The 26312-nt window shown below is 40.8% G+C and carries 17 protein-coding genes; 6 read left to right on the top strand and 11 right to left on the bottom strand.

Annotated elements, in window-relative coordinates:
- Positions 1 to 55: 55 nt before the first annotated feature.
- The 3 genes from K8B83_RS12485 to K8B83_RS12495 all read right to left on the bottom strand — a co-directional run bounded on the left by K8B83_RS12485 (position 56) and on the right by K8B83_RS12495 (position 4599).
- Positions 56 to 2950 carry a DEAD/DEAH box helicase family protein gene (locus tag K8B83_RS12485; RefSeq protein ID WP_188740468.1) on the bottom strand — a complete coding sequence of 965 codons (2895 nt, stop codon included), beginning with the start codon at positions 2948 to 2950 and terminating at the stop codon, positions 56 to 58.
- A gap of 16 nt (positions 2951 to 2966) precedes the next feature.
- Positions 2967 to 3548 carry a class I SAM-dependent methyltransferase gene (locus tag K8B83_RS12490; RefSeq protein WP_188740467.1) on the bottom strand — a complete coding sequence of 194 codons (582 nt, stop codon included), beginning with the start codon at positions 3546 to 3548 and terminating at the stop codon, positions 2967 to 2969.
- A gap of 79 nt (positions 3549 to 3627) precedes the next feature.
- On the bottom strand, positions 3628 to 4599 hold the full coding sequence (locus K8B83_RS12495) for a DUF4268 domain-containing protein (RefSeq protein ID WP_188740466.1): 972 nt from the start codon (positions 4597 to 4599) through the stop codon (positions 3628 to 3630).
- Between the two features lie 500 nt (positions 4600 to 5099).
- Between K8B83_RS12495 and K8B83_RS12500 the strand changes: the two genes are divergently transcribed.
- Entirely contained in the window at positions 5100 to 5747 is a 648-nt protein-coding gene (locus K8B83_RS12500; protein ID WP_188740465.1) for a HEPN domain-containing protein, read from the top strand.
- A gap of 1119 nt (positions 5748 to 6866) precedes the next feature.
- Here the strand turns inward: K8B83_RS12500 and K8B83_RS12505 are convergent.
- On the bottom strand, positions 6867 to 7379 hold the full coding sequence (locus K8B83_RS12505; RefSeq protein WP_188740464.1) for a hypothetical protein: 513 nt from the start codon (positions 7377 to 7379) through the stop codon (positions 6867 to 6869).
- A 53-nt stretch (positions 7380 to 7432) separates the two neighbouring features.
- Between K8B83_RS12505 and K8B83_RS12510 the strand changes: the two genes are divergently transcribed.
- Positions 7433 to 8468 (top strand): IS630 family transposase gene (locus tag K8B83_RS12510; protein ID WP_398409063.1). Its coding sequence is split into 2 segments (ribosomal slippage): positions 7433 to 7897 and positions 7899 to 8468, totalling 1035 coding nucleotides; the frame shifts between segments, so codons are not numbered across the junction.
- A 443-nt stretch (positions 8469 to 8911) separates the two neighbouring features.
- A protein-coding gene (locus K8B83_RS12515) for an IS3 family transposase (protein WP_223417374.1) occupies positions 8912 to 10443 on the top strand; the annotation gives its coding sequence in 2 pieces (ribosomal slippage) (positions 8912 to 9374 and positions 9374 to 10443; 1533 coding nt in all).
- 103 nt (positions 10444 to 10546) lie between these two features.
- Here K8B83_RS12515 and K8B83_RS12520 read toward each other — a convergent pair.
- The 5 genes from K8B83_RS12520 to K8B83_RS12540 all read right to left on the bottom strand — a co-directional run bounded on the left by K8B83_RS12520 (position 10547) and on the right by K8B83_RS12540 (position 19889).
- Positions 10547 to 11647 carry an alkene reductase gene (locus K8B83_RS12520; RefSeq protein ID WP_188741130.1) on the bottom strand — a complete coding sequence of 367 codons (1101 nt, stop codon included), beginning with the start codon at positions 11645 to 11647 and terminating at the stop codon, positions 10547 to 10549.
- Positions 11648 to 11784: 137 nt separating this feature from the next.
- Positions 11785 to 12138 carry a YkgJ family cysteine cluster protein gene (locus K8B83_RS12525; protein ID WP_188741129.1) on the bottom strand — a complete coding sequence of 118 codons (354 nt, stop codon included), beginning with the start codon at positions 12136 to 12138 and terminating at the stop codon, positions 11785 to 11787.
- Between the two features lie 443 nt (positions 12139 to 12581).
- A complete protein-coding gene (locus tag K8B83_RS12530) occupies positions 12582 to 13460 on the bottom strand; it encodes an NAD(P)-dependent oxidoreductase (protein WP_188741128.1) in 879 nt (292 codons plus the stop codon).
- A 536-nt stretch (positions 13461 to 13996) separates the two neighbouring features.
- Positions 13997 to 16981 carry a TonB-dependent receptor gene (locus K8B83_RS12535; RefSeq protein ID WP_188741127.1) on the bottom strand — a complete coding sequence of 995 codons (2985 nt, stop codon included), beginning with the start codon at positions 16979 to 16981 and terminating at the stop codon, positions 13997 to 13999.
- Positions 16982 to 18293: 1312 nt separating this feature from the next.
- On the bottom strand, positions 18294 to 19889 hold the full coding sequence (locus K8B83_RS12540; RefSeq protein ID WP_188741125.1) for an ABC-F family ATPase: 1596 nt from the start codon (positions 19887 to 19889) through the stop codon (positions 18294 to 18296).
- A gap of 664 nt (positions 19890 to 20553) precedes the next feature.
- Here K8B83_RS12540 and K8B83_RS12545 point away from each other — a divergent pair.
- Both K8B83_RS12545 and K8B83_RS12550 read left to right on the top strand, forming a co-directional pair.
- The gene (locus K8B83_RS12545) at positions 20554 to 23319 is read left to right on the top strand and encodes an EAL domain-containing protein (RefSeq protein WP_188741124.1); all 2766 of its coding nucleotides are present in this window, start codon (positions 20554 to 20556) and stop codon (positions 23317 to 23319) included.
- Between the two features lie 192 nt (positions 23320 to 23511).
- Complete coding sequence (locus K8B83_RS12550) at positions 23512 to 24015, top strand: VF530 family protein (protein WP_188741123.1); 504 nt, start codon at positions 23512 to 23514, stop codon at positions 24013 to 24015.
- A gap of 85 nt (positions 24016 to 24100) precedes the next feature.
- Here K8B83_RS12550 and K8B83_RS21645 read toward each other — a convergent pair whose 3' ends face one another.
- Together K8B83_RS21645 and tnpA are read right to left on the bottom strand one after the other, a co-directional pair.
- On the bottom strand, positions 24101 to 24229 hold the full coding sequence (locus K8B83_RS21645; RefSeq protein WP_263283546.1) for a hypothetical protein: 129 nt from the start codon (positions 24227 to 24229) through the stop codon (positions 24101 to 24103).
- Positions 24230 to 24405: 176 nt separating this feature from the next.
- Positions 24406 to 24810, bottom strand: a complete 405-nt coding sequence (gene tnpA, locus K8B83_RS12555; RefSeq protein WP_188741279.1) for an IS200/IS605 family transposase — start codon at positions 24808 to 24810, stop codon at positions 24406 to 24408.
- A 124-nt stretch (positions 24811 to 24934) separates the two neighbouring features.
- Here tnpA and K8B83_RS12560 point away from each other — a divergent pair, with 124 nt between their 5' ends.
- Positions 24935 to 26188, top strand: coding sequence for an RNA-guided endonuclease InsQ/TnpB family protein (locus K8B83_RS12560; protein ID WP_223417375.1), 1254 nt, complete (start codon positions 24935 to 24937; stop codon positions 26186 to 26188).
- Positions 26189 to 26312 lie beyond the last annotated feature (124 nt).

The raw sequence follows: 26312 nt of genomic DNA on the forward strand, positions 1-26312 counted from the left end.
TAACTGCCTATCGCATGGCGTACACATGTTTAATAACCTCTTTAATCATCTTTTGTTATCTAACAATATCGTCAGCACTTAATACCTGCTTTAATCGTGCAAACGTAACCATGCTTTCATTGGCAATCATGGGCGCATAATCAAGATTATGTGCATTAAGCTGATATTGACCATTTGGTAATTTACTCACTTTTCGCAGTAAATACTGATTGTCGCCAGCGTCATCCTGTATTTCGATTGCCATGATTTTACCTGTTATTGAACCTGCATTAATGGCGGTAACACGTTCAAGTAATAATAAATCACCATCGTGAATGGGATTCTTGCCACCATTCATCGAGTTACCGCTTGCTGGGGCTATAAAGTAAATCGTGGGATCAAGTTTACTGTATGTGTTGCTTAGTTTGAGTAACTCATGATTATCATCAGTACCCGTTTTAAAATGGCCACAGGCAATTTTTAAATCTGGGTAAAAATTAAGTTGAACAGAGTCTTTGGTATTAGCTGTTTTAGTGAATGAAACCACATTGTCTTGTTCATTGTTAATAGCAAGATTTTTGGACTTTTGACGCTCGCTGTAACGCGCTAACAGTAATTCAGTTAGTTCTCTGATTGCCATTGATAACAGAGAGATATCTGAGCTATTTATTTCAATATTGGCTTGTAATTGGCCATTTTTTACAACAAACCACGGCTGTGGGTCGGCCTTATCTTGTTTGCATAAAAACGTAATTGGATTGTTCAGCCAATAGGTTTTCCATTTAGGTGAGTTTGCATCGATGGTTTGCAAGTCGGCTTTAACATCTTGAACCCATAGCTTGGGATAACGCTTAAATATGTGCCAACTTTTAACACAGACAGCTTCAATTGTGGGTGGCTGATTTAAACCATCTAATTCTATAAATGCTTCTAGTAAGATGGCTTTAAAACACTTGCTCATTGATGCTTTTTCTATGCCTTGACTGAGAAATGACAGATAAGGTGCTAGGTTAGCTATTTGCTTATTTTCGCTTTCATCTTGTTCTTGGCTTAACACAAGTTCAAACCAGCTACCAAACTGCTTGGTTATTTTATTCCAAGCATAATCACTTCTAAAAAACTCAGTTGCTGTTGGTCTATGCCCTAAATTATCTCTGAGTAATCGATATTGTTCATCTGCTTTGGTGTAATCGAGTTTCAGTTGTCGCCAAAAGTCGATTAATTGTGGATCGATGTTAATAACACAGTCTGGATGAAGCTTTGGCGCGTCGAGCTCTTTTAATGTCTTTTTGGCATCGCTTGTTTGCAGTAATGCCATTGGACGATTTAAAAAGCTAATATGATTTCCAATGAAGTCGATGACTGATACATAGGTTTTATTAGTGTCGGGTGACGTGCGTAGACCTCGGCCTAACTGCTGTAAAAATAAGATTTTTGACTCAGTAGGGCGCAAGATCAAAATCGTGTCAATTGAGGGTAAATCCGTACCTTCATTGAATAAATCGACCGAAAAAATAACTTCAATTTTGCCCATGGCTAATAGACTCAGTGCCTCACCACGTTTTACTTGAGAGTCACTGTGAACAGACACTGCGTTTATGCCTTGAGTCTTAAACCATGTAGCCATGAAGTCTGCATGTGCTTTAGACACACAAAATGCCAAGGTGCGTTGTTGTTTATATGATTGCCAATGACCAAAAATGTGTTTTGCCCGTTTTTGTGTGGCAAATTTGAATTCAAGCGCTTTAGGATCAAACTTACCATTTCGCCATGGTAAATCACGATAATCTACGGTTTCGTCATTAATGCCTTGGTAACGAAATGGCACCAAAATGCCTAACTCAATACCGTCAACGATGTTCTTTTCGTACACCAAATTGTTATCGCACAGGGATAAAATATCAGCTTGATCGGTCCGCTCTGGTGTGGCGGTCAAGCCAAGTAAAAATTTGGGCGTAAAATGGTTCAATAAAGCCTGATAGCTAGAGGCTCCAGCATGGTGAAACTCATCGACAATCACATAATCAAAATAGTCAGGTTTGACCTCGTTTAAGTATTTTTGTTTGCCTAAAGTTTGTATTGAGGCAAACACAACATCTGCATCCAGAACCTTTGAGCTGGCATTAAAATGGCCACTGACAAGCATAGGTAGTAACGACTTAAAGGTGCGTTCAGCTTGCAATAAAATCTCTTCTCGATGTGCTACAAAGAGCACTTTTTTGGCATTAAATTGTTGTACATCAAATGCGGCTAACCATGTTTTGCCCATACCTGTTGCTAAAACAACTAGGCCCTTAGATAGTTGCTCTACACGTGTTTGTGTTAATGCATTTAAGGCTTCTTGTTGGGCAAAGTTAGGGGCGATATCTTCAGGTTCAACTTCATTAACAATCACTAAAGGCGGTTTTACCTTTTTTCGTTGCTCTGCATAATCGTTGATGAATTGAATATTTAAATCAATAGCCTGAGGATGATTAAATATCGCTGAAAACTGCTCACGAATGTAATCGAATTCATTTGGGTGCTGATTTTCGACCAAATCATGGCGTAAGCACCATTCAAAGGCATAGGTTAATGCAGTCTTACTAATGTTATTAGAACCAATATATGCACTGCCAGTTTGTGTTGAATCCAACTCTTGTTTCACAAAAATATAGGTTTTCATGTGAAAACTTTGTTGGGCTTGGCAAGTAAATATCTTGGTTTGCGCTCCACGAGATTGCAAAATCATTAAATGACGTAGTGCAACGGGATCTGTGATATGCAGATAATCTGAGGTGATAATAGCAATAGAGGCATTACGTTCTAACGCATCGCATAGGCTGTCAAATAGTAGATTTAGCCCTGATTGCTGGATAAATGAAACAGATATTTCAATTGAGGTCGCGCGATTAATCGCTTTTAATAACTTAGGTAAAAGCGGGTCATCCATACCACCGCTGGTTAATACAGGTCCTTCTGCTAACTTCATATATTATCTCTGTTTATTAAGCTTTAATAAGAATGGCATTTAGCCATTTTTCATTTTCACGACCAGGGCGAACATCTGTTGTTATCCATGTTTGTTTTATCGATAAACCTGTATGTTCAATCCATTGCAGTAACAGTGTTTCATTAGCATCAGCAAAGAAACGACCATTATGGACTCGCTCTTGATCGCCATACTTGAAAGAACAATAAAATACGCCGTTTGCTACTAAGGTACTGGCTAAATGTAAAAAAGTAGCGGGCAGGGTGTTTGCCTCTACATGAAGTAAAGAGGCACAAGCCCAGATACCATCAAATTGCTCAGTTTTGTCTATTTCATCAAAACGACATACCAAAACGGGTTGACCAATTAACTCAGCTGCAGCTTTAGCGAGTTCGCGACTGGCATCAATGGCGGTGACTTTAAATCCCATTTCAATAAATGCTTTACTGTCGCGCCCAGACCCGCAACCAGCATCTAATATACGCGCTCCCAACGGTAGGTGTTGGATAAAAGGGTGGTAAAGTTCGCTCACGTCAGCATTAACAGTAGAGTCAAAAAAAAACTGTGAATTTGTATCGTAGAATTCGATGGTAGACATAACTAAGCCTATGATTTGTTGTTTTAAGTCTTTCAATGCGCTCGAAAACTCATATTGTTATGATATCGCAAAAAGGTAATTAGTCTATCAACGTATTAATATTCAGATGATCAAATGTCTTTAAATGTTTAGTAAAGACAGACTTGAATTTTAATAGATTTTTTATATGCCATTGGGTGATTAGTTCTAGTTCAGCAGCTGAACTCTTTTCAATTGAACCATCTTTATAAATCGCTACTCTTGTTGCTCTTTTTCCTTCGATACTTTCCCATGAAAGAGCACAACCGAATTCATTTTCAATAGTTGTTTTGTTTTTTTCCAAATATTGAAGCAACTGCATATTCTGATCTGCATCACCTCTATCAATATACAATTCAGTCCTTACTTTACTGCCTTGGCAAAAATTAGCACCAAATGATGAACCGCTGATACCGGAAGAAAATGCATACCAATTTTGCGGTTGACCAGCTCGAGCTGAAGTAAAATGATATTTTTCACGCAATTCATCAATTAAAGATTGAAAATAATTACGATATTTTTCACCTTTAGGACTAGCTTGATTTGAGGCTGAGCGCTTTGTTCTACTTTTATGCCATTCATTTGGGAAAACAATCGGTTTGAAATTATAAGCAGGTTTTGAGTCATCAATTTTTAAAACCTCAACCACCACAGCAAAGAACTGTGTTTCTGTATCGGTTCTATTATTCAACCATTCTAGGGCTTGGCGATGTTCTTCTCGGATATATTCAGCAACCCAGATAACAAATGAAGCATCAAAACCTGCTGCATATGTTAACAATTTTCCTAAATGGTCATGGTTTGTTTGTGTCAGTTGGTTTTCAATAATCGCAACTTTTGATGTACTTAGATCTTTTGCTAGCAAATCCAGCGAAAAATCTCCAACACATGCTTCTTCCTTTATAAGCTCCAATTCTAGACCTAATGCTTGGCCTAATGAATCGATATTTGCTGCAAGCCAAGGTGTAAAGTCTAGCGCTTCATGTGACCATACATTGCGAAGGGGGACTTTTTTTAATGAACCAAACATCATAAATATTCCTTTATTAAAATGCTGTTAACTAGTAAAACAACAAGGATGTTTATACTCATAAAAGTCGAAAATGTATATGTTTTTTAACAATATTTTTGATGTGATTAGCCTTGTTTTTCATAGTTAGCAATAATCAAGAAATACCTAATACATACTTCTGTATTAATTTGTGAATAAACAACTTGTTCTATGACGCTGATTAAAGTCGGACATAGCCTTTTGTGGTTAACTCGATGGCCAGTGTAAGCGGTTGTTTCGCAATATTAAACGTGTTTGGTTTAACAGCATTATGTAGCCGATAAAACTAAGGCTTGTTTTAATGAATAACGCGATTTACTCATTTTGTGATGTCTTAACGATAACGGTTATTTTGTATAATTAACAGGGTGATACAAGATAAAAATTGATAGCTTAATTGTTAAGATGCTGTAATGTTGCTTATAAGCCTATTTGGTTTTTTGCTATTTATGCAGTATATGATTTCGGATAAGGATATTGGAATGAAGTATCACACATTAAAACAACAACAGCGGCAGGTTCGTGGTGAGTTTTGTGAAGGTTTGGCGTTAAGGGTGCACCGGGCGTTAAGTTGGTTAGATAAGTCTGAAAAATGTGAAGACAAAGACAGCCAGTTTATATTTCTTTGGATCGCGTTTAATGCCGCTTATGCACAAGACACAGAAGTATTAAGGCATACAGAGTCTGAAGCGTTTTCTAAGTTTATCAATAAATTAGTCAATCTTGATACTCACAACCAGATTTATAATCTGCTTTGGAGTGAGTTTTCATCCAGCATTAGGGTGTTGTTAGCCAATAAATTTGTGTTTCAACCTTTTTGGGATTTTCATAACGGTAAAATCACTGAGGTGGAATGGCAAACCCGGTTTACTAAAGCTAAAGTGGCGGCAAATCATGCACTGGCTAACAAGTCGACTGATGCACTAGCCTCAATTATTTTACAGCGCTTATACACCTTAAGAAATCAACTCGTGCACGGCGGTGCAACCTGGCAAAGTTCGGCTAATCGCGACCAAATTAGAGACGGCGTGATGTTTTTATCTCAGTTGGTACCGATAATTATCACGATAATGATGGATCACCCAAAAGAGTTGTGGGGTGATGCCAATTACCCCGTGGTGCCGATTTAACGCTTTAGTAAAGTGAGCTTTGCTGTTGTTTAACGGCAGAAGAGCGAACACCTGGATTCCTGCTCAAAAGCATTGCAGGAATGACAGAATTGAGGTCGTTGCACGAATGACGGAATTAAGGGCATTGCAGGAATGACGGAGCAGGTGGCGTTGCTTTTGATTTATTCGGTCATCCCCAAGTGATTGTATTGGGGATCCAGGTGTTGATTGGGTATTTGAGCTTTTGTTTAACAGCCAAGAGCGAACACCTGGATTCCTGCTCAACAGCATTGCAGGAATGACGGAGCAGGTGGCGTTGCATTTGATTTATGCGGTCATCCCCAAGTGATTGTATTGGGGATCCAGGTGTTGATTGGGTATTTGAGCTTTTGTTTAACAGCCAAGAGCGAACACCTGGATTCCTGCTCAAAAGCATTGCAGGAATGACGGAATTAAGGGCATTGCAGGAATGACGGAATTGAAGGCATTTCAGGAAAGACAGCGTTGGGTTGGATGTAGTTGACGGCGTTGCAGGAATGACTGAGCAGGTTGGCTCATGCCTTCATCACTTATGCATTTTCTTCGCCCTATGCCGTCATCCTCAAGTGCTTGTATTGGGGATCCAGGTGTTGCCTTATGCCGTCATCCCCAAGTGCTTGTATTGGGGAGCCAGGTGTTGCTTTGGTTTGTGGGTTTTTGTTTAACAGCCAAGAACGAACACCTGGATTCCTGCTCAAAAGCATTGCAGGAATAACGGAATTAAGGGCATTGCAGGAATGACGGAATTGAGGGCATTTCAGGAAAGACAGCGTTGGGTTGGATGTAGTTGACGGCGTTGCAGGAATGACAGCGCGGGTTGGCACATACCGTCATCACTTATGCATTTTCTTCGCCCTATGCCGTCATCCTCAAATGCTTGTATTGGGGATCCAGGTGTTGATTGGGTTTGTGGGTTTTTGTTTAACAGCCAAGAGCGAACACCTAGATTCCTGCTCAAAAGCATTGCAGGAATGACAGAGTTGGGGCGTTGCTGGGTGAAGTCGGCCGCATTGCAGGAATTTCAGAGAGGGTGTGATTGCTTTTGCCCTATGCCGTCATCCTCAAGTGCTTGTATTGGGGATCCAGGTGTTGATTTTTCTGTTAATAATCTACTTGTTTTATGACGCTGATTGCGCTTGGGCCGCGGCCTTTTTTTGAGGGGACTCGGTGGCCGGTGTCTGGGTTGGTTTTCATGGTTTGTAAAAACTGGTTTTGTTGTGGACCAAAACTTAGGTGGAGTGGGCGGTGTTTGCCGTAGTAGTACAGGCGATCAAACTTTAGGTTTTCGCATATCCACAGTGCTACGTGTTGCATAGTAATGGCATGTGTTTTCAATTGCGGTTGTTGGGCAATGGCGGGCAGAATAAAGTCACATGCGGCGCCAAGTCGTGTGCAAATAAGTGCCTGTTTGTTGTTCAGTTCGTGGGCACAATGTTGGTCAAGCTGCGGGGCGATGTGTGGGTTGGGGTTTTTAGCAATTAGCCTTGCCAGTTCTGGTGAGCAAAATCCGTAGGTTAATGTTATCGGTCCAAATTGGTCAACTATGGGATCAAGCAGTCTTGTTGCCAATGCACTGAGTGCGCGCCAGGTGTCGGGCTGTTTAGGTAATACCATTCCGCGAAAAAATGTGATCTAATTGCTATATCCGTTACTCATCTTTTTTAGCAATGAAACAACACACCAGTTTCGAATTAATCAGGCTATCCAAGCAAACAGCAGATGCCCGAATGCGTTTGCGATTATTGGCCGTAGCACACTTTCTTGAGGGAGCGAATAGAACTCAAGTCGCTGCTATGACCAAGGTCAGTCGTCGGATTGTGAATCAATGGATCAGCAATTATTTAAGCCAAGGTCTAAGTGGTATTGAGAGTAAAAAGTCTTCAGGCAGACCACCGCGATTAACAGACGAGCAAGCCAAACAGTTAACCCTGATGTTGACAGAGGCTGCCAAATCAGAGGCCGGTGGTAGACTCACTGGTCAAGATATACGACGCTATATATTGAGCGAGTTTGGTATTTCGTTTCACCTCAATCACGTCTATAAAATACTTTATAAACTCGGATTTAGCTGGCTTTCTAGCCGTTCTAAACATCCGAAACAAGATGTTGAAGTCATGGAGGCTTTTAAAAAACTTCCCCTTGTCAACGATCGTTGACATCCCTGTTTTTGTGTCGCCGGCTGATGTAGATATCTGGTTTCAAGATGAGGCGCGTATTGGTCAGCAAAATACCACCACCAAACTTTGGGCTGAAAAAGGTACCCGTCCGCTCGCAGTGAGGCAACAGCAATTCGAGTATGTCCATCTTTTTGGTGCGGTTTGTCCGAGAAACGGAGCAACTGAGGCCTTCATTTCACCTTGCATCAATAAAGAGGTAATGCGACAACACTTAGGACAAATTTCCTTGGCGACATCAAGCGGGCGCTATGCTGTCGTGATTATGGATGGCGCGAGTTGGCATGCTAATGATATTGCAGATGATTTTGAGAATCTATCTATCGTAAAGCTACCGCCTTATTCTCCGGAATTAAACCCAATTGAGCAAGTGTGGAGTTGGTTGAGGCAGCATAAGTTAGCTAATCGTTGCTTTGAAGGTTACGAGTCAATAGTTGATGCCTGTAGTGAAGCGTGGAATGCATTCATTGAAGATAAAGAGCGTGTGAAAAAAATGTGCCATCGACAATGGGCAACAATGATCACTTAGTTATGCGGAATGGTATAAGTTTTCAAGTTGATGCAATTGTGCCGTGCTGCCGCAGTTTATAAGGTCTGCATAGGTAAAATGGCGGCTGGCTTTGCCATTGATATTATAGGAAAACAATCGACATCCCTGTTGGTGTGCACATATTGGCTGTAACCATACCCTGTATTGATTATGTTGACTAGATAGTCGTGCTAATTGAAGTGCCAAGATGTTGATCATGTTATGACGTGTGATCGGTTTAGCTTTAGCAGTAATGCTTTTATATGGCGGTTAGATAATTTGCTTAGTCACCATTGATAATTGAATTACATAGCTAACAATTAAGGGATGAGCTTTTGTTGTGGAGTTTATGATTTTTAACGTTAACAAATCCCCCTGTGTCAGGATAGTTGTCGCCTCAGTTTTTCATAAAAATAAAACAGGGAGCGGTAAGTTAGTTATGAATGAAGCATTATCCAGAAGAGCATAAGCAAGCCGTCATTAGAAAGCTCCTTGAAAGTGGCTTATCATTAGGCCAATTCGCAAAGCTAGAAAGTATCAACTTATCTACTTTGTATTCATGGCGAGATAAGTATTTAAAAGTAGGTTCTAGTTTGGCAGAGAGTAATAATTTAGATGGTTGGTCACCAGAGCAAAAATTCTCAATTGTTTTAGAAACGGCAGCATTAAGCGAAATTGAGTTAAGTGAGTATTGCCGTGAAAAAGGGCTTTACCCTGAACAAGTTAAAGAATGGAAGCAAAGCTGTATTGCAGGCAATCAAACACAAGCCCAGCAGCGTAAGCAATTAGCCCAAGAGCGAAAAGCCGACCGTAAGCGAATTAAAGAGCTAGAAAAAGAGTTAAAACGTAAGGATGCAGCCCTAGCTGAAACCGCGGCATTATTGGTGTTAAGAAAAAAGTTAAATGCCTACTGGGGGGAAGACGAGGACAGTTAACCTCACTCTCAGATAGGCTGCATTACACATCCTTGATTGATAATGCCGTTACCTCAGGCGCAAGAAAAGAGAAAGCCTGTGAAGAAATTGGTTTGTCTATACGGACGTTACAGCGCTGGCAAGAAGGCGGTAAAATCATCGGTGATAAAAGGCCTATAGCGGATAGACCCCAGCCCCCAAATAAGCTAACAGAGGAAGAACAGCAAGCCATATTAGCTATCAGTAATCAAGAAGAATACGCTAATTTAGGGCCAAGCCAGATAGTACCAATGCTGGCAGATAATGGGCAATATATCGCTTCTGAATCAAGCTTTTATCGTGTGCTGAAGGCCAACAACCAACTCACTCATCGAGGAAAAGAAAAACCTAAAGGTAGCCGAGCTAAGCCTAGGGGGTACACAGCGACAGGACCAAATCAAGTGTGGACCTGGGATATCAGCTACTGTCCTTCAACAGTGATTGGACGGTTTTTCTACCTTTACATGATAATCGACATTTTCAGTCGTAAAATTGTGGGTTGGGAAGTTCATGATAGTGAATCAGGTGACTATGCTGCAAAGTTGCTTGAGCGAACTCTCTGGGCTGAGAAATGCGTTAAACAAAACGTGGTATTGCACTCAGATAACGGCAGTCCGATGAAATGCTTAACGATGCAGTCCAAGATGCTTGAAATGGGAGTAATAGGCTCTCGTAGTCGTCCCGGTGTCAGCAATGATAATCCGTACTCGGAATCACTGTTTCGCACGGTCAAATACAGCCACCGCTGGCCAAGTGAAGGCTTTAAAAGCCTTGAAGATGCAAGAACTTGGGTGAAAGACTTCGCGAATTGGTACAACAATGAGCACAGACATAGTCGTATCAAATTCGTGACACCCGCACAACGTCATCATGGTGAAGATAAAGCGATATTGGCAAAACGCCGTGAGTTATACAAAAAATCGCAAAAAATTAACCCTAACCGCTGGTCAAATGGCACCAGAAACTGGGATGAAATCGGTGAGGTGGAGTTAAACCCAGAGAACAAAAAAGAAGCAGCTTAACAGCTTAGGCGACAACTACCTTGAAAAACGCCGAAATTAAAAAGCCCGAAACTTTATGGTTTTGGGCTTTTAGCATTACGTTAGTGGTATAGGTTAAGACTTATTACGCCTTATATTGCGGATAGTCGCTGTAGCCTTTGGCATCACCACCATATAAGGTGAGGCGTACGTCGGCGTCAAATTCGGCTAATGGCCAGTTGTGGTAGAAACGTTCAACCAAATCTGGGTTAGTGACATAAGGCGTGGCAAACGCGACTAAATCGGCATACTGCTTGGCAAGCAAGACTTGTGCTGTTTCTTTGGTTAACTTGCCTGTGATCATGATTGGGTTAGGGTATACCTCACGTACTTGCTGGCGAAACGATTCTGGCACCTCAAGGTAACGTGAGATGTTTTCAGAAAAGTGCACGTAGGCTAAGTCTAATTTCACCATGTTTGCCAATGCTGCTAGTGTTAACTCAACAATTTCAGGATCTTCTTCTGTAAAGCCTTCAATAACATGCGGTGATAGTCGCACGGCCACTTTATTGCCACCAATGGCATCAGCTACTGCGGTTAAGGTTTCTAATAAAAAGCGCATTCTATTTTGTTGACTGCCACCATATTGGTCTTGGCGCTGATTACTTTCTATGTGTAAAAAAGTGTCAAACAAGTAGCCGTGTGCAGCATGAATCTCGACACCATCAAATCCGGCTTCTATGGCATTTTTAGCGGCTTGCACAAAATCGTTAATGGTATTGTTGATATCTTCTTGTGTCATGGCTTTAGGTTGCTCGGTTTCGATCATCCCAAAACCACCTTCTGGCAATGGACCAAACACTTGGTCGGGGATTTTTATCGCCGAAGCTGCCACAGGTTGTTGGCCTGAAATGCTTGAATGACTGCGACGACCAACATGCCACAATTGAGCAAATATCTTCCCGTCTTTGGCGTGTACGGCTTGTGTGACCTGTTTCCAGCCCTCAATGTGTGCTGTGGTGTAAATGCCTGGGGTCATCGAGTAGCCACGGCCCACTGCAGAAATAGGTGTGCCTTCACTAATAATTAGCCCCGCACTGGCGCGTTGTTGATAATAATCAGCCATGATTTGGTTGGGTACATCACCTGGCTGTGAGCTGCGTGAACGTGTCATTGGTGCCATGACAATTCGGTTTTTTAGGGTGATATCGCCCAGTTGAATGGGTTGGAAAAGAGATGTTGTCATTTGTGAGCCCTCATAAAGAATTGACCACAGAGTAACAAATAACACTAATTTGATTTATAGCGCTAATCGAAAATAATCTTTGTAGAAAATGAAGGTAATAATAGCCTCACAACAAAGCGGGTTAGCTGTACTTTGAGTTACACCAGCACTTGACGAGTATTGGCGATGTAATGGTGAATTTGTGCCTCGGTTTTATGATCGATCATTTCTTCTGGGCGGCATTTTTCTGGGCAGGGCATTCTTGGTGTAGCGCCAAACAGGCGACAAATTAATGGGCGTTCTTCGTACACTTCACAGCCATTTGGCCCTAAATATACACAGTTCCAGTGTTTTAAGGCGGCTTCATGTTGTGCTGCAGTTTTTACAGGTAAACGAGCCATTTCTGCAGACGAGGTTGTGATCGGTCCGCAGCAATCATGACAACCCGGTTTGCAGTTAAATGATGGGATCCGCGCACGAAGTAAATCGACTATTTCAATATCATTAATCATGATTGGGCGTCCATGGCGAATTTGGTTAATTTTACCTCTTGATTATCACCATATACAAGAGTTTAAGGTGGCGGTTTTTGATGATAAATGTAGTTCAACCTGCAGTTTACTTAACCTCAGTTGTTAACTCTTACTCGTTTGAGGTTTATAGGCTTTGAAAACACTCGTCAGTCGATTGAGCTTTGCGATCATGTGAGTGTTGATATTACCAAGTTAGGCGAAAGGCTACATGAGTTAATAGCAACGTTTGAAGTGACAAACGATGAATATTCTGCACAGCGACGTAACATGATAAGAAAAGAGGACTAATACTAACCAGTATATGAGTGCGATCACTTATTTATCCTGGTTGGTATAAAATCACGTTCGTGGGGATTTTGGACAATAAAAAACCTTTTTATCTTAAGCCGATAAAAAGGTTTTTTATTTGTAGGGCAATAGGCTTATTTAGCTAATTTTACAAAGTAGTCAAAGATTTCTGGCACGTTACCGTTACCTAAACCTGCATCAAATGCGGCTTGTAGGTTAGCAGATGAACCTTCGGCAATTTTAGATTCTGTGCCTAGATCTTCTACCATTTTTAAGAAGTAACCTAAATCTTTATTCGCGTTAGCAATTGAGAAGCCTAGGTCGCTTACGCCATCTACCGCGTAGTTTTTACAAAACTTCATAAATGGTGAGTTAGATGGGCCGGCAGACATGATGTCGAAAAGTTGTTGACGGTCTACACCTGCCAGTTTAGCAACAGCAAATGCTTGCGACATGGCACATACAGTTGTCATACCCATAAAGTTATTAATTAACTTTGTAGTGTGGCCTGCACCTAGTTCACCAAGGTGGAATACGTTTTCGCCTTGGTCGTCTAGCACAGGTTTAACTTTATTAAATGTTTCAATGTCGCCTGCGGCCATAATGTTTAATAAACCATCTTTTGCGTGTGCTGGCGTACGGCCGAGTGGGGCGTCAATCATGCCTGCGCCTTTAGCGGCTAAATCTGCACCAATTTTGCGAGTAGATGATGGGATTGATGTACCAAAGTCAATCAATACTGAGCCAGCTTTAATGCCTGCTAGGATCCCGTCGTCGCCATATACTAGCTTTTCTACTACTGCTGATGTGGTTAAACATAACATAACAATGTCACTGGCTGCGGCGAGTTCTTTTGCAGAACTCACTGCATTTGCACCACGAGCTACGCAGGTTGCTACAGCTTCTTTATTAAGATCCATAACATTTAATTGGTAACCTCTTTTTTGAAGGTTCTCAACCATGTTGCCGCCCATTAGGCCTAGGCCGATGAAACCGATGACTGGTTTTGTCATATTTAACTCCTAAATATTTTAGTAAATGCGTGTCTGTAGACTAACTCTGCGCACCCAAGCGAGAAGGTATGCGATGCTTTAATGCTGAATTTGTTTAACGTAAAATGCCTAGTTAATTGGCAACCAACTTGTATTACAAAATGTTAGTAAATTATAACCAGATTGTCAACCAATTATAGTAATTGGACATACCAAAATTAATATTGGTAAGATTTTCTTTAAATCAATTAATGCTGAGTCACTCACCAACGCTAAATTTGCCTTGGGCCAGCTAATGTTTACCGCTATTACCATTAAAATAACTGAGGCATATTGGGTTCACCTCGTTGAGGCGATTTGCACTCAATATTGCCTAGCGTGTGGTATGAAACCGGGTTGCAATTAACTAGCGCTTCATTGGTAATTTTTTTGCTATTTTATTTAAGTTAAAACACTGATTTTGTAAGTATTATTTTAATAAAACTCATTGTGACTTTGCAGGTAGAGTTGGTTAAGTAAAAAGCCTATCGTTTGATAGGCTTTTTACTGTGAGTCGATTAGAACTTAGCGCGCACGCCTAGTGTGTATCGACGGTCTGCTTCACTGTATGCCCAAACAGAACCTAGCTCAGTAGTGTATTCAATTGGTTCACCTGTTAGGTTTACCGCATTGGCTACCACTGTGATGCTATCGTTGATGTCATAGCTTACAGAGAAATCAAACTGACCTCTGGCTTCACGATAGCTATTACCCACTGTTGGGTCGTAGTTATCAGCTGCTGGGTCGTTTTGGTTAAATACGTTGTAACCTAACGCACCTACAGTTTGAACACGTTTAGTGGTTTGTTCATCTAAGTAACGATCACGCCAGTTGTAAGCGAGACGTAATTGTAGGTCTTCGCCTTCCCAGTAAAATTGCGTGTTAGCGGTATGCTTAGAAATGTTTAACAATGGGTTACCGTCTGGTTGCTCACTGTCGGCGTAGGTATAGTTAGCATTAACACCAAGGCCTGACCAAATGCCTGGTAAAAAGTCAAACTGCTGCTGATATCCAAGCTCTAAACCTCTTACTTCACCACTGCCACCGTTGACGTCGGTATCGATAACAATACCAGTACGGCCTGCTGCTTTTTCTGCATCAACATAGGCTAAGCCTTGATCTTCTGTCGCGTTAACAATATCGCCTTGGCTTTGGCCTGCTGTGTCAAGTAAACAGATGTTGTTCCATTGCGTGGTGTTTTGGCCAGTAATGGTGCTTGAGTCTGCTAAACAGCTGCTGTCGCTTTGGGTAAACGATTGCACGTCTTTGTAGAATATGGCTGCAGAGACAATTCCGCCGCCATCAAAGTAGTGTTCAACTGAGAAGTCATATTGAGTGACGCGGTATGGGTCAAGTTGGTAAGAACCTTGAGTACCGGTAACTAACGAGTTATCAATTGAGAGTGCAGGGCTTAACTCATCAAAGTCGGCACGACGCATAACTTTTGCTGCTGCAAATCGTAATAATGTTTCTTCTGATAAAGTGTAAGTTACGTTTAAGCTTGGTAAAAAGTCTGAGTAGTCATTTTTACCTGTAGTGAGAATTCTATTGCCATTTGTGTCAATTGAATCAACGATGCTTGATTCTAATTCGGTTTGAATATAACGACCACCGACCACGGCTGTGATATCTTCAAAGTCTAAATGGAATTGAGCGTAAATGGCGTTAGTTTTTTCGTTAATGGCTTTGTATGCGCCAGTATCTTCAACCATGTTGTCTGCTAGAGAGCCATCCATTGCATAGGTGGTTCCGGCTAACATTTGTTGTACTAATGCGTATGTGGCTTCAGCATCTTGTAGTTTTTCAGCATCATATACGTTGTATGTGAGCAAATCGTTTTGGCCAGCAATGCCTGTTTGGTCAAAAGAGTTATCCATGTTGATGGTTTTAAAACTGTCGGCAATAATGGCGTTATCAATCCAGGTTGGGCTGTATAAACCATCTGAATTTTTAGCATTTTTGTATGCATCTTTTAATGTGTTGCCGTTTGGTTTTAGGTCAAAACGGTTGGCGGTATAGTCTCGGTCTGTAAAGCGAACACCCGCTTTAACTGCTGTGACAAAGTCTACGCCAATATCATTGATTTTAAAGTCAAAGCGTAATGCTTGTTCTTCGTTGTCTGTGTCTAACGTTTTGTGGAAAAACTCACGGAATACTAAATTGTCTGGGTTAGTTAGCATGCCAGTATCAGCAAATACGTAAGATGGAATACCACTTCCGCTAGTTGAACTGCCTGTACTGGTGTGTGTAACAAGGCTTAATGTTGGTTCTGTGCGCTCGATAGGGCGTAAGTTAAATTCTGATGCAACTTGACGCTCTTCTGATTTTGAAATTGAATACTCACCCGATAATTCAATATTGCCGGTGACATTCCATTCTGCACCAATGGCGTGTGATGATGTTTCGTTAGTGGTAAAGTCACTCCATGTTTTTGGAATGGTTAACACACCGGTTAAATCGTAATTATGAAGTTGACCGTTACTGTCGTAGTACGAATCGCTTCTTGGAACCACGGTTCCACCAACGTCAAGGATTGAGTAGGCAGCTTGTCCACCATCGAGCTCAGTTGCGTTCATGTCTACGTAGATATTTAAATCTTCGCTGGTAGGAGCCCATTGTAAAGATAAACCGTAAGCAGTACGTTCACGTTCTTCTGTTTTTTGCTCAACTGTGCTTTCTGTGCGGCGAAGGTATTTGCCGTTAGGTCCGCCTGATACATCTACGGTGCCGTCTCCGTCTATATCTATATCGTCTTGTAAATCGACTTTATTGAAGTATTCGTCGCGACGAAGTTCGCGGTCTTGATAAGACATATTAACAGCAGCACCAAAGGTGCCAGAGTCACCTAGGTCCCAATTTTTACCCATTGCTGCAGTAAAGTTTGGCGCGACGTTTTCTGTTTTGTCTGCGTATTCACCATCAAGAGTGAATGCAAAAAGAGGGTCTGATAGTTCTAAAGGACGAACCGTTTGCATATTAACAGTACCGCCAAGAGCACCTTCAATCATTTCAGGTGTTGGCGACTTAACGACTTCAACGGTTTTTAAGAAGCTTGATGGAAAATCATCTAAGCTGATACCGCCGCGGCCTGGGCCTGCAGTTGAGCGGCCATTAAGTAAGATAAGGTTTTCTGATACGCCGCGAATGGTAACTGATTCACCTACACCAAAATCTGACTCGATAGAAACACCCGTGATACGTTGAAGTGCTTCTGCAATGTTGTTGTCAGGTAATTTACCGATGTCTTCTGCAACGATGGCATCGACGATACGAGCATCAGTACGTTTTAACAAGTTAGCGGCTTTTAAACTACCAAAAATACCGCGTACAGCAATCACTTCAATTTCGCTTGTGTCTACTTCTTCTGCTGCAACCTGTTCTGCATCAGCGGCTAACGCTGTTGGCATGCTTAACAATGCTGTTAGTGTTGCGCCAAATATTGTTATGTTATTGGCTTTATTTTTTGAGCTACTAAACATAGCGCTTATTTTATTGAGCTTCATAATTCCCCCCAAAGAACCTGTTAGCTGGTATTACCATCTGGTATACCAATTGTTGTTGTAATAATCAACATAAACATTTATATAACACGTTACCAATAATTGCAATCTGCTTTACCAAGATAATAATATTGTCATACCAAGGTCTGAGCCGCCTATATTTTGATTGTTTCTTCAGTGTTAATAGGCAATAAGGCTTGGTTTGTATGATGTAAATTAACTAATTCCTAGTATAGAAAAAACAGAATCTTATATACGAGTCACTGATTTTTACGGTTTCGATGTGCATCACAAAGTTATAACAATTCAACATTCTTGGTAAGGTGTGATTTAAAGCTTGGTAATACCAGTTTGTTGATGGTTCGCATTGTCAACGATTTTAGCACTTATTCACTTAAGGTATTTTGAGGTGTTTGTTTTGATTTTTGTCTGCCATTGGTGAGTTCTGTTGATGGTGAACCAGGTGTTGCTTTAAGCCATCATCACTTATGCCTTGTCTTTGCCCAATGCCTTAATCCCCAAGAGCGAACACCTGGATTCCTGCTCAAAAGCATTGCAGGAATGACGGAGCAGGTGGCGTTGCTTTTGATTTATGCCGTCATCACTTATGCATTTTCTTCGAATTATGCCGTCATCCCCAAGTGCTTGTATTGGGGATCCAGGTGTTGCCTTATGCCGTCATCCTCAAATGCTTGTATTGGGGATCCAGCTGTTGATTGGGTATATGTGTGCTTTTGTTTAACAGCCAAGAGCGAACACCTGGATTCCTGGTCAAAAGCATTGCAGGAATGACGGAATTAAGGGCATTGCAGGAATGACAGCGCGGGTTGGCTCATGCCGTCATCACTTATGCATTTTCTTCGACTTATGCCGTCATCCTCAAGTGCTTGTATTGGGGATCCAGGTGTTGCATTATGCCGTCATCACTTATGCATTTTCTTCGCCCTATGCCGTCATCCCCAAGTGCTTGTATTGGGGATCCAGAAGTTGCTTTGGTTTGTGGGCTTTTGTTTAACAGCCAAGAGCGAACACCTGGATTCCTGCTCAAAAGCATTGCAGGAATGACAGCGCGGGTGAGGCGCTTTTGCATTATACCGTCATCACTTATGCATTTTCTTCGCCTTATGCCGTCATCCTCAAATGCTTGTATTGGGGATCCAGGTGTTGATTTGGTATATGTGTGCTTGAGGTATTGTTGTGTGCTGTTTAATTAATAAAAAGGCCTTTAATGTGGTATGTATACGCCACAAGAAAGGCCTTAATCATTATTCGGTTACATTAATGCTTTGCGGTAACGCACTTGCAACAGGTAGGGTTAAGCTTCGCTTTCTGCCTTGCTTGCAAGATATTCATCGAAAGTCCCCTGGAAATTAACCAGCTTTTTATTAGTTACATCAATGATCCGTGTTGCTAGTGATGATACAAATTCGCGGTCGTGGCTAACAAATATCAGCGTGCCTTCAAATAATTTCAAGGCTTGGTTTAACGCTTCAATGGCTTCCATGTCCATGTGGTTTGTTGGCTCGTCCATTACCAGTACGTTAATATCCATCATCATTAACTTACCAAATAAGAGACGGTTTTTTTCTCCACCTGAGCAGTTACGTACTTTTTTGTTGGCGTCGTCTTCGGTAAATAATAAACGCCCAAGCATGCCTCGTACCATTAAGTCATTGTGCTTTGGTGTGCGCCATAACGACATCCAGTCAAATAAGGTCATGTCATTGTCAAAATCTGCTGTGCTGTCTTGCGGGCAATAGCCAATAGATGCGTTTTCTGACCATTTAATGCGGCCGTGATTATGCTCTATTTCATTAACTAAACAGCGTAGTAATGTGGTTTTACCCACGCCGTTTTCACCTATGATAGCCAGTTTTGAACCTGCTTCTAAAATAAGATCGCCGTGTTCAAACAATACTTCATCAAATCCATGGCCTAGGTCTTCTAAAACAAGCGCTTGGCGATGTAATTTTTTTGATTCGGTAAAACGAATCGATGGCGTGATACGACTAGACGATTTAACGTCATCCAGTTTAATTTTATCCATCTTTTTAGCACGTGAACTGGCTTGTTTAGCTTTAGATGCGTTAGCACCAAAACGGTTAACAAAGTCTTGAAGTTCTTCAATTTCAGCGCTTTTTTTGGCGTTGCCTGCTAATAATTGTTCACGTAATAGGCTTGATTGCGCCAAGAAATACTCGTAGTTACCAGGGTAAATACGCAATTCGCCGTAGTCGATGTCAGCCATGTGGGTACATACTGAATTTAAAAAATGTCTGTCGTGCGAAATGATGATCATGGTGCACTTGCGTTTGTTTAGCTCGGTCGCTAACCAACTAATAGTATGAATGTCTAAGTTGTTGGTTGGTTCGTCGAGTAACAAGATGTCAGGATTTGCAAACAAGGCCTGAGCCAACAGTACACGTAATTTCCAACCGGGGGCGACTTGCTGCATTAAGCCAAAATGGAACGACTCTTCGATACCTGCTTCAAGTAAAATTTCACCAGCACGGCTTTCTGCTGTGTAACCGTCCATTTCAGCAAACTGGCTTTCAAGATCGCCTACACGCATGCCATCTTCGTCTGTCATTTCGGCTTTGCTGTAGATGTAATCACGCTCTTGTTTGACTTTCCAAAGCTCAACATCACCCATGATCACGGCATCAACTACTGTGTACTTTTCAAAGGCGAATTGGTCCTGGCTTAATGTACCCACTTTTAACCCTGGCGTAATAGAAACGTTGCCTGAGGTTGGTGCTAATGCACCGCTGAGGATTTTCATAAATGTGGACTTACCACACCCATTGGCACCAATTAAGCCGTAACGATTGCCATGGCCAAATTGTGCCGAAATGTTTTCAAACAAAGGCTCAGGGCCAAACTGCATAGTAATATTAGCGGTAGAAATCAAAATAAGTTTCCATAGAGTGGTACTGCATTGTTATCAACAAGCGGCTAGGGTGTAGCGTTGTGAAAATAAGACTGACAGGACGTTAGTTAAAAGTGCGCGAATTATACAGATAAGTAGTCAATTGTCGATTTATTATCTATTTGGACTACATCAGAAGGTGTTTATTTTATTCTATAGTTAAGTTGATTGATAAAACGAATTGTATAGCACCGCGGTGATGATGCTTTTATCTTTAACTTGTTGATATTACGTCAATCTATTTCATGTAATATGCAGTTAGCTTTTTTATGTTATGGTTTCTTACTGGCCCAAACATAAAAATATAGCCGTTACTGATGCCCATCGTGCGGTGATGTTATCAAGGTACAACTTAGTGTTGACACACAAGAATTGTTTAACATTAAGCTTTTAAAATATGAATATTTTTCAACATGTTAAATGTATTTTGTGCTTTTGCTCACAAGAATTTGCATTTGTTTAGTATTTTCTTATTTAATGACGAAATTTTTAACCTAAGTTACTATAATCAAAGCTAAATAAATATTTGTTGGTGATTTGTTGTGTAATTGTTTTTATATTGGGTGTTATTTTGCTACTTTGCATGTTAAGTGGTTGTGTCAAATAGTTAACGAGCGTGATTAGCGGTCGATGTTGGAATGAGTGGATGCTAACGAAAAAATCTATACGTTTTGTCAATGTCAGTCTTTTTTTACTGAGTCTGTTGTGCTTTATAACTTCTGTTATTGCTGCAGAGGGCTCTTTGGCTGTTGGTGGCTCCTCAATAATTGAACGTGTTACAGAAAGTCCTTCCCCTGTATTAACGCCGCAAGAATTACAATGGTTAGCAGACAATCAACCCATTAGAGTTGGGGTTGATGGTTTTTTTCCGCCCTATAGTTTTGTTGATGACCGTGGACAAATGGTGGGCTTGGCCGTTGATACACTTAATTTGATGGGTAAAAAATTGGGGGTCTCCTTTGTTATTGATGAAGAACACCGCTGGCCCAATATCGTTAACAATTTAAATGATGCCAATATAGATGCCATATTAACCATGGTTAATACCCCACAACGTGCAGAACAATATCATTTTACTACGCCAATTATTTATAAATCACTGGTGGTTATTACCCAAAAAAGTCTGTTTTCTGTGCATAACCGTGGTGATCTAGCAGATAAAACCGTTGCGTTAGTGCGGGACTATCATTATTCAGAAAAGATTGTTACCGAATTTCCAAGTGTAACACCGTATTATGTCGATACCATGCGAGAATCGTTAGAGGCAGTGCAAGCAGGGCAAGCCGATGCCGCTATCAGTTTTTTGGCGGCGGCAAATTATTTACAGTTTAAATATTCATTGGCAGACTTAAAAGTGGCTGCATTTTATGAAAAAAACAGCGCAAATGAGTCTATTGCCGTGAGGCAAGATTTGCCAATATTATTGAGTATTATGCAAAAAGGTATCGATTCGATAACCCTTGAAGAACGCAAAGCCATTAATGAGGCGTGGGGCGCCAATATTGAACTGCCAAAAGATTATCAGGAGTTAATTGAGTTTGCCTCTATCGCTGGTATTTTGATTTTATTGCTTGTGATATGGATTGTGCAAACAAGGCGTCATAATCGCGCTTTATTAGTGGCTAATAAGCAAACTGCTAATGCAAATCATGAACTAAAACGTATACAGGATAATTTACAAGATATTGTTTTAGAAAGAACTTTGCAACTCACAAACAGCGAAAATCGATATCGCGGTTTGGTTGAATCGCTAGAAGATGAATATATATTTTATCAACACGATACAGAAGGCTTTGTGTACTATGTTAGCCCTTCGGTGACTCATATCCTTGGGCATACCATTAGCGGTTTTGGTGATTATTATTATAAGTTTTTAACTGATAATCCTAAAAATGCACAAATTTCTGGATACATACAACGTATTTTGGCCGGTGAGCATTTACCACCATTTGAGATGGAAATGTTCGATATTCATGGCAAGGTTCATATTTTTGATGTGCTGGAGCGCCCAATGTACGACGCCGATGGAAAATGCATTGGCTGTGAGGGTATTGCCCATGATGTAACATCGCAAAAACAACAACAAGATAAGCTTTATCAATTATCGCATTTTGACGAGTTAACCGGTTTGGCGAATCGTTATTATTTTAAATTGCTGTTGGATCAAGAAATTGCCCGCTGTAAGCAAAATCAACAACCATTGGCGCTTTTATTTTTGGACTTAACCCGATTTAAAGTCATTAACGACAATTTTGGCCACAGTGCGGGTGATTATATTCTTAAACAAGCTGCAACACGGATCACAAGTAGTTTAAAAGGGCAGTACACAGTGTCGCGCTTTGGTGGCGACAAATTTTGTATCTCTTTGATTAACACGACTGCAGAAAAAGCCAATTTAATCGCGGTCGAGTTGGTAAATAATTTTAAGCATCACTTTGAATTTTTAGAGCAAACCATAGTGTTGGGTTGTCGTGTTGGGATCAGTGTTTACCCAGAAGACGGCCTAGATGCCGAAGCTATTTTGAGCCAGGCAGATTCTGCGTTATTTGAAGCTAAAAAAACACCATTTTGCGTCGCTTTTTGTAATAAAGAACAAGCAATATTTAATAAAAAACGCCTTGAGATTGAACAAAGTTTACGCTTGGCCTTGGCGGCGTCGACGCTGCAAAATCCTCAATTATTTATGGTTTACCAACCTTTAATTGAACTACCAGATTGCCAGTTAGCGGGGTTTGAAGCGCTAGTGCGTTGGCAACACCCCGATTTAGGTGTTATCCCACCAGATGAGTTTATTCCGATCGCAGAAGATACAGGGTTAATATTTGAGCTCAGCCGTTGGGTATTGAGTAATGTATGCCAACAATTAGTAATATGGCACAAGCAAGGGTTTGATTTTTCGCGTGTATCGGTGAATTTATCTGGCTTAGATTTAATGAATATTATGTTAGCTGAAGAGTTGTTGGCAATAATAGCTGAGCATGGTGCACAACCAAGTTGGTTTAAGTTTGAAATCACCGAAACGGCACTGATGGCCATACCGAGTCAATCTATCGACATTTTACAAAAATTAAGACTTGCCGATGTGCATGTGGCAATTGATGATTTTGGCACTGGCTATTCATCGCTTGCATATCTTAAATCGTTACCGGCCACAAATCTTAAAATTGATCGTTCTTTTATCAGTAACTTAGTTGATTCAGCAGAAGATCAAGCCGTTGTTAAAGCGGTGATCAGCATGGCTCATTCACTTGGTAAGTTGGTCACAGCTGAAGGGGTTGAGTTGCAAGAACAAGTGGATTTTTTAATTGAGCATGACTGCGATATCGCTCAAGGTTATTACTTTTCTCGGCCAATAACTGCAAGCGAAGTGTATAAACGCTTTATTTACGACACCGAATTTGCATTAAATTAACTAACCCAATCACTGTTTCTCTTTAATTAGATTCGTAATCACCGGGAATTAATTGATTAACGTCAGTTAATTTTCGGCCATTCAAAGGGGATGTATCAAACAGAATACCTTTTTTAGTCGCTGTGACTGGTCTTTTGTTGATACTATGATGCCTAGTGCCAAACTGGCCACAAAGACAATATCGGAAATACCATGGTAGAAGAGCAACAAAACAATCCATTACATGGACTTAAGCTTGAGACATTAATAACAGAGCTGGTTGAATGTTATGATTGGAAAATTTTATACGCTGCATTGAAACTTGAGTGCTTTAACCTCAATCCGTCGATTGAAGGCTGCCTTAAGTTTTTAAAAAAGACTGAATGGGCACGTGAAAAAGTCGAAAATTTTTATCTGTATCGTTATAAGCGTATGCCAAAAGCGGTAGGCGAGCAGTTTGAGCTTAAACCTCGTGAGCGTGGTTTTGCTGCTGGTATAGTACCTCGTAAACCCATGGAATTGACCTTTGAGTCTATTGCAAGAATGCATGCTCAAACGGCCGAAAATTTTGAAGCAAACCGTAACGCGAGAGGCCCAAAAAATAAGGGTAAACCACAGGTTAGTCGTAACAGTAGTGGTTATGAAAAACGCGTCACCGACGGTAAATCATCTAACAAAGTACCATCAGCAGACCCAAGTAATCCTTGGGGTAAATAATACCAATTATATTAAAAAGCCCTGAATCTTCAGGGCTTTTTACACTTATTTTTCATCATTAAGCGCTGTTGTAGACCTTATCCCATTAGTTTGCAATTGAAAGATCAGATTCTGCCGCTGCTAGCATTGCAAACTCCTCATCTGCACTTTTACTTACCAGTCTTTTAGCACTGTATCCAAAGTAATAGGCTGCACCAATTGCAAATAAGCCCATTATTTGGTGAAAATCCTTCACATACTCTTAAGCGTAATCAAAATGAGCTAAAGTAATAATTGCAATCGTATTGATTTAAATGACAGAGTAAAACACACCAAATAAACCCGCTCAAATCTAGCGCTTAACTTGATAACGAGCGAGTAGCCCCGTCACCTGTGGCGGGGAAAGCGAGTTCAGTGAGGTCTGTTTTGTTGTTCTATGTATTGGCGCAAAACCTCGATAGGAGCACCACCTACCGATCCAACAAAGTAACTTGGAGACCAAAGGGCATTTTTACGCCATGCAACCTGATTTAACTCTGGGAAGTGCCTTTTCATTTCACGGCTTGTTATTCCCTTTAGTGCGTTCGTTAATTTAGATAATGACGTTGCCGGGTGATAATCAATCAGTAAGTGTACGTGATCTGATTCACCATTAAATTCTGATAATGTTGCTTGATGATTTTTGCAAATATCGCCCATCATCTCTTTTAGCTTATCTAGATGCTCACTGGTGAAAACCTTTCCCCTGTATTTTGTGATAAATATCAAATGAGCGTGGAGCATGTAAACAACATGCCTGCCTTTTCTTAATTCCATAAATAGACCTTGACTGAGTTTATTATTTAACTATATATTAAACATATCATTTACTCAAATAGACCATGCAAAATCAGCATTCAACGGTGCTCCAATTAGAACGCCAAACTAAGGTTGAAATTAAGTGGAAATTGAAAAAGCCTACAGATTCAAATTAGAACCAACGTCAGAGCAAGCTAAAAAACTGGCTCAAATGGCGGGATGCGGGCGTGTGGTTTTCAATGATAGCCTTGATTATGTGCTTAACATTATTAAAAAATCAGTGGCAATCACGGACAAAAAAGCAATTTATGAACACCTAAATGATTTATCTTATCAAGATCGCAAGTTGCTTAAAAAATCTTTTCCTAATTCTGCTTTTCTAAACAAACAACTAACATCATGGAAAAAACTTAATCATCGGGCATGGTTGGACGATGCATTTACGGATTGCTTACAGCAACGTCAGCGTGATTTTGTAAAAGCACTGGATGAATGGTCAAAAGGCAAGCGAGGATTTCCAGTGTTTCGCACGCGCAAACTATCGCACCATTCAACAATGCGGTTCCCAGCGCCCAAAAAGCAAATCAATATCCAAAATAAACATATCAAATTACCTAACGGCTTAGGCCTGGTTCGTTACCACAATAGCCAACCTGTAATTGGTGAATTGCGTAATGCTACCGTATCGCTAAATGCAGTTGGTGAGTGGCATATTTCTATCATGTGCTTGGTTGAGATTGAGCTATCAACGCACGTACCAGGTGAAATGACAGGCATTGATATGGGTATCGCCAAAAACATGACCTTATCCACTGATTGTTGTGGTAACGAGGGTGTTTTTGATGGCGTCCATTCTTTTAAGTCCTATCAAGATAAGTTAGCTATCGAACAGCGTAAGTTATCGAGAAAGACTTTAGGCTCCGAGAACTGGAAGAAACAAAAACTCAAAGTAAGCAGGCTGCATCAACGCATTACCAATATTCGCAACGACTACCAACATAAAGCGACATCTGAAATCTGCAAGAACCACGCAATGATTATCTGTGAAGCTTTAAAAGTTGCGAATATGAGTAAATCAGCGAAAGGTGACAGCGAAAATCACGGCAAGAATGTCGCGGCTAAATCAGGGCTTAATAAATCTATTTTAGATCAAGGCTGGCATGAATTACGTCGCCAACTTGAATATAAAATGCGATGGAAAGGCGGGATTTACGGTGAAGTAAATCCTAGAAATACTAGCCGTGAATGTGCTTGCTGTGGTCATACAGAAAAGAATAACCGAAAAACTCAGGCAGAATTTATCTGTCTGTCATGCGGTCATTCAGATAATGCGGATAAAAACGCTGCTAAAGTGGTCCTAAATCGCTATTTACGCGAATTAGAGCAAGCGGCATAAGTAATTAATCAGGTTCGGGCAGAGCCGTAGCGTCTGTGAAGTGAATTGCATTAGCAATCAGCAGCAGAAAGTAGATGATAAAGTAATTTATTATCGCCTGTATTCAGGGATCCCCGTCATTCAT

The sequence above is a fragment of the Shewanella inventionis genome (assembly GCF_019931735.1).
GTDB classification, from domain to species: domain Bacteria; phylum Pseudomonadota; class Gammaproteobacteria; order Enterobacterales; family Shewanellaceae; genus Shewanella; species Shewanella inventionis.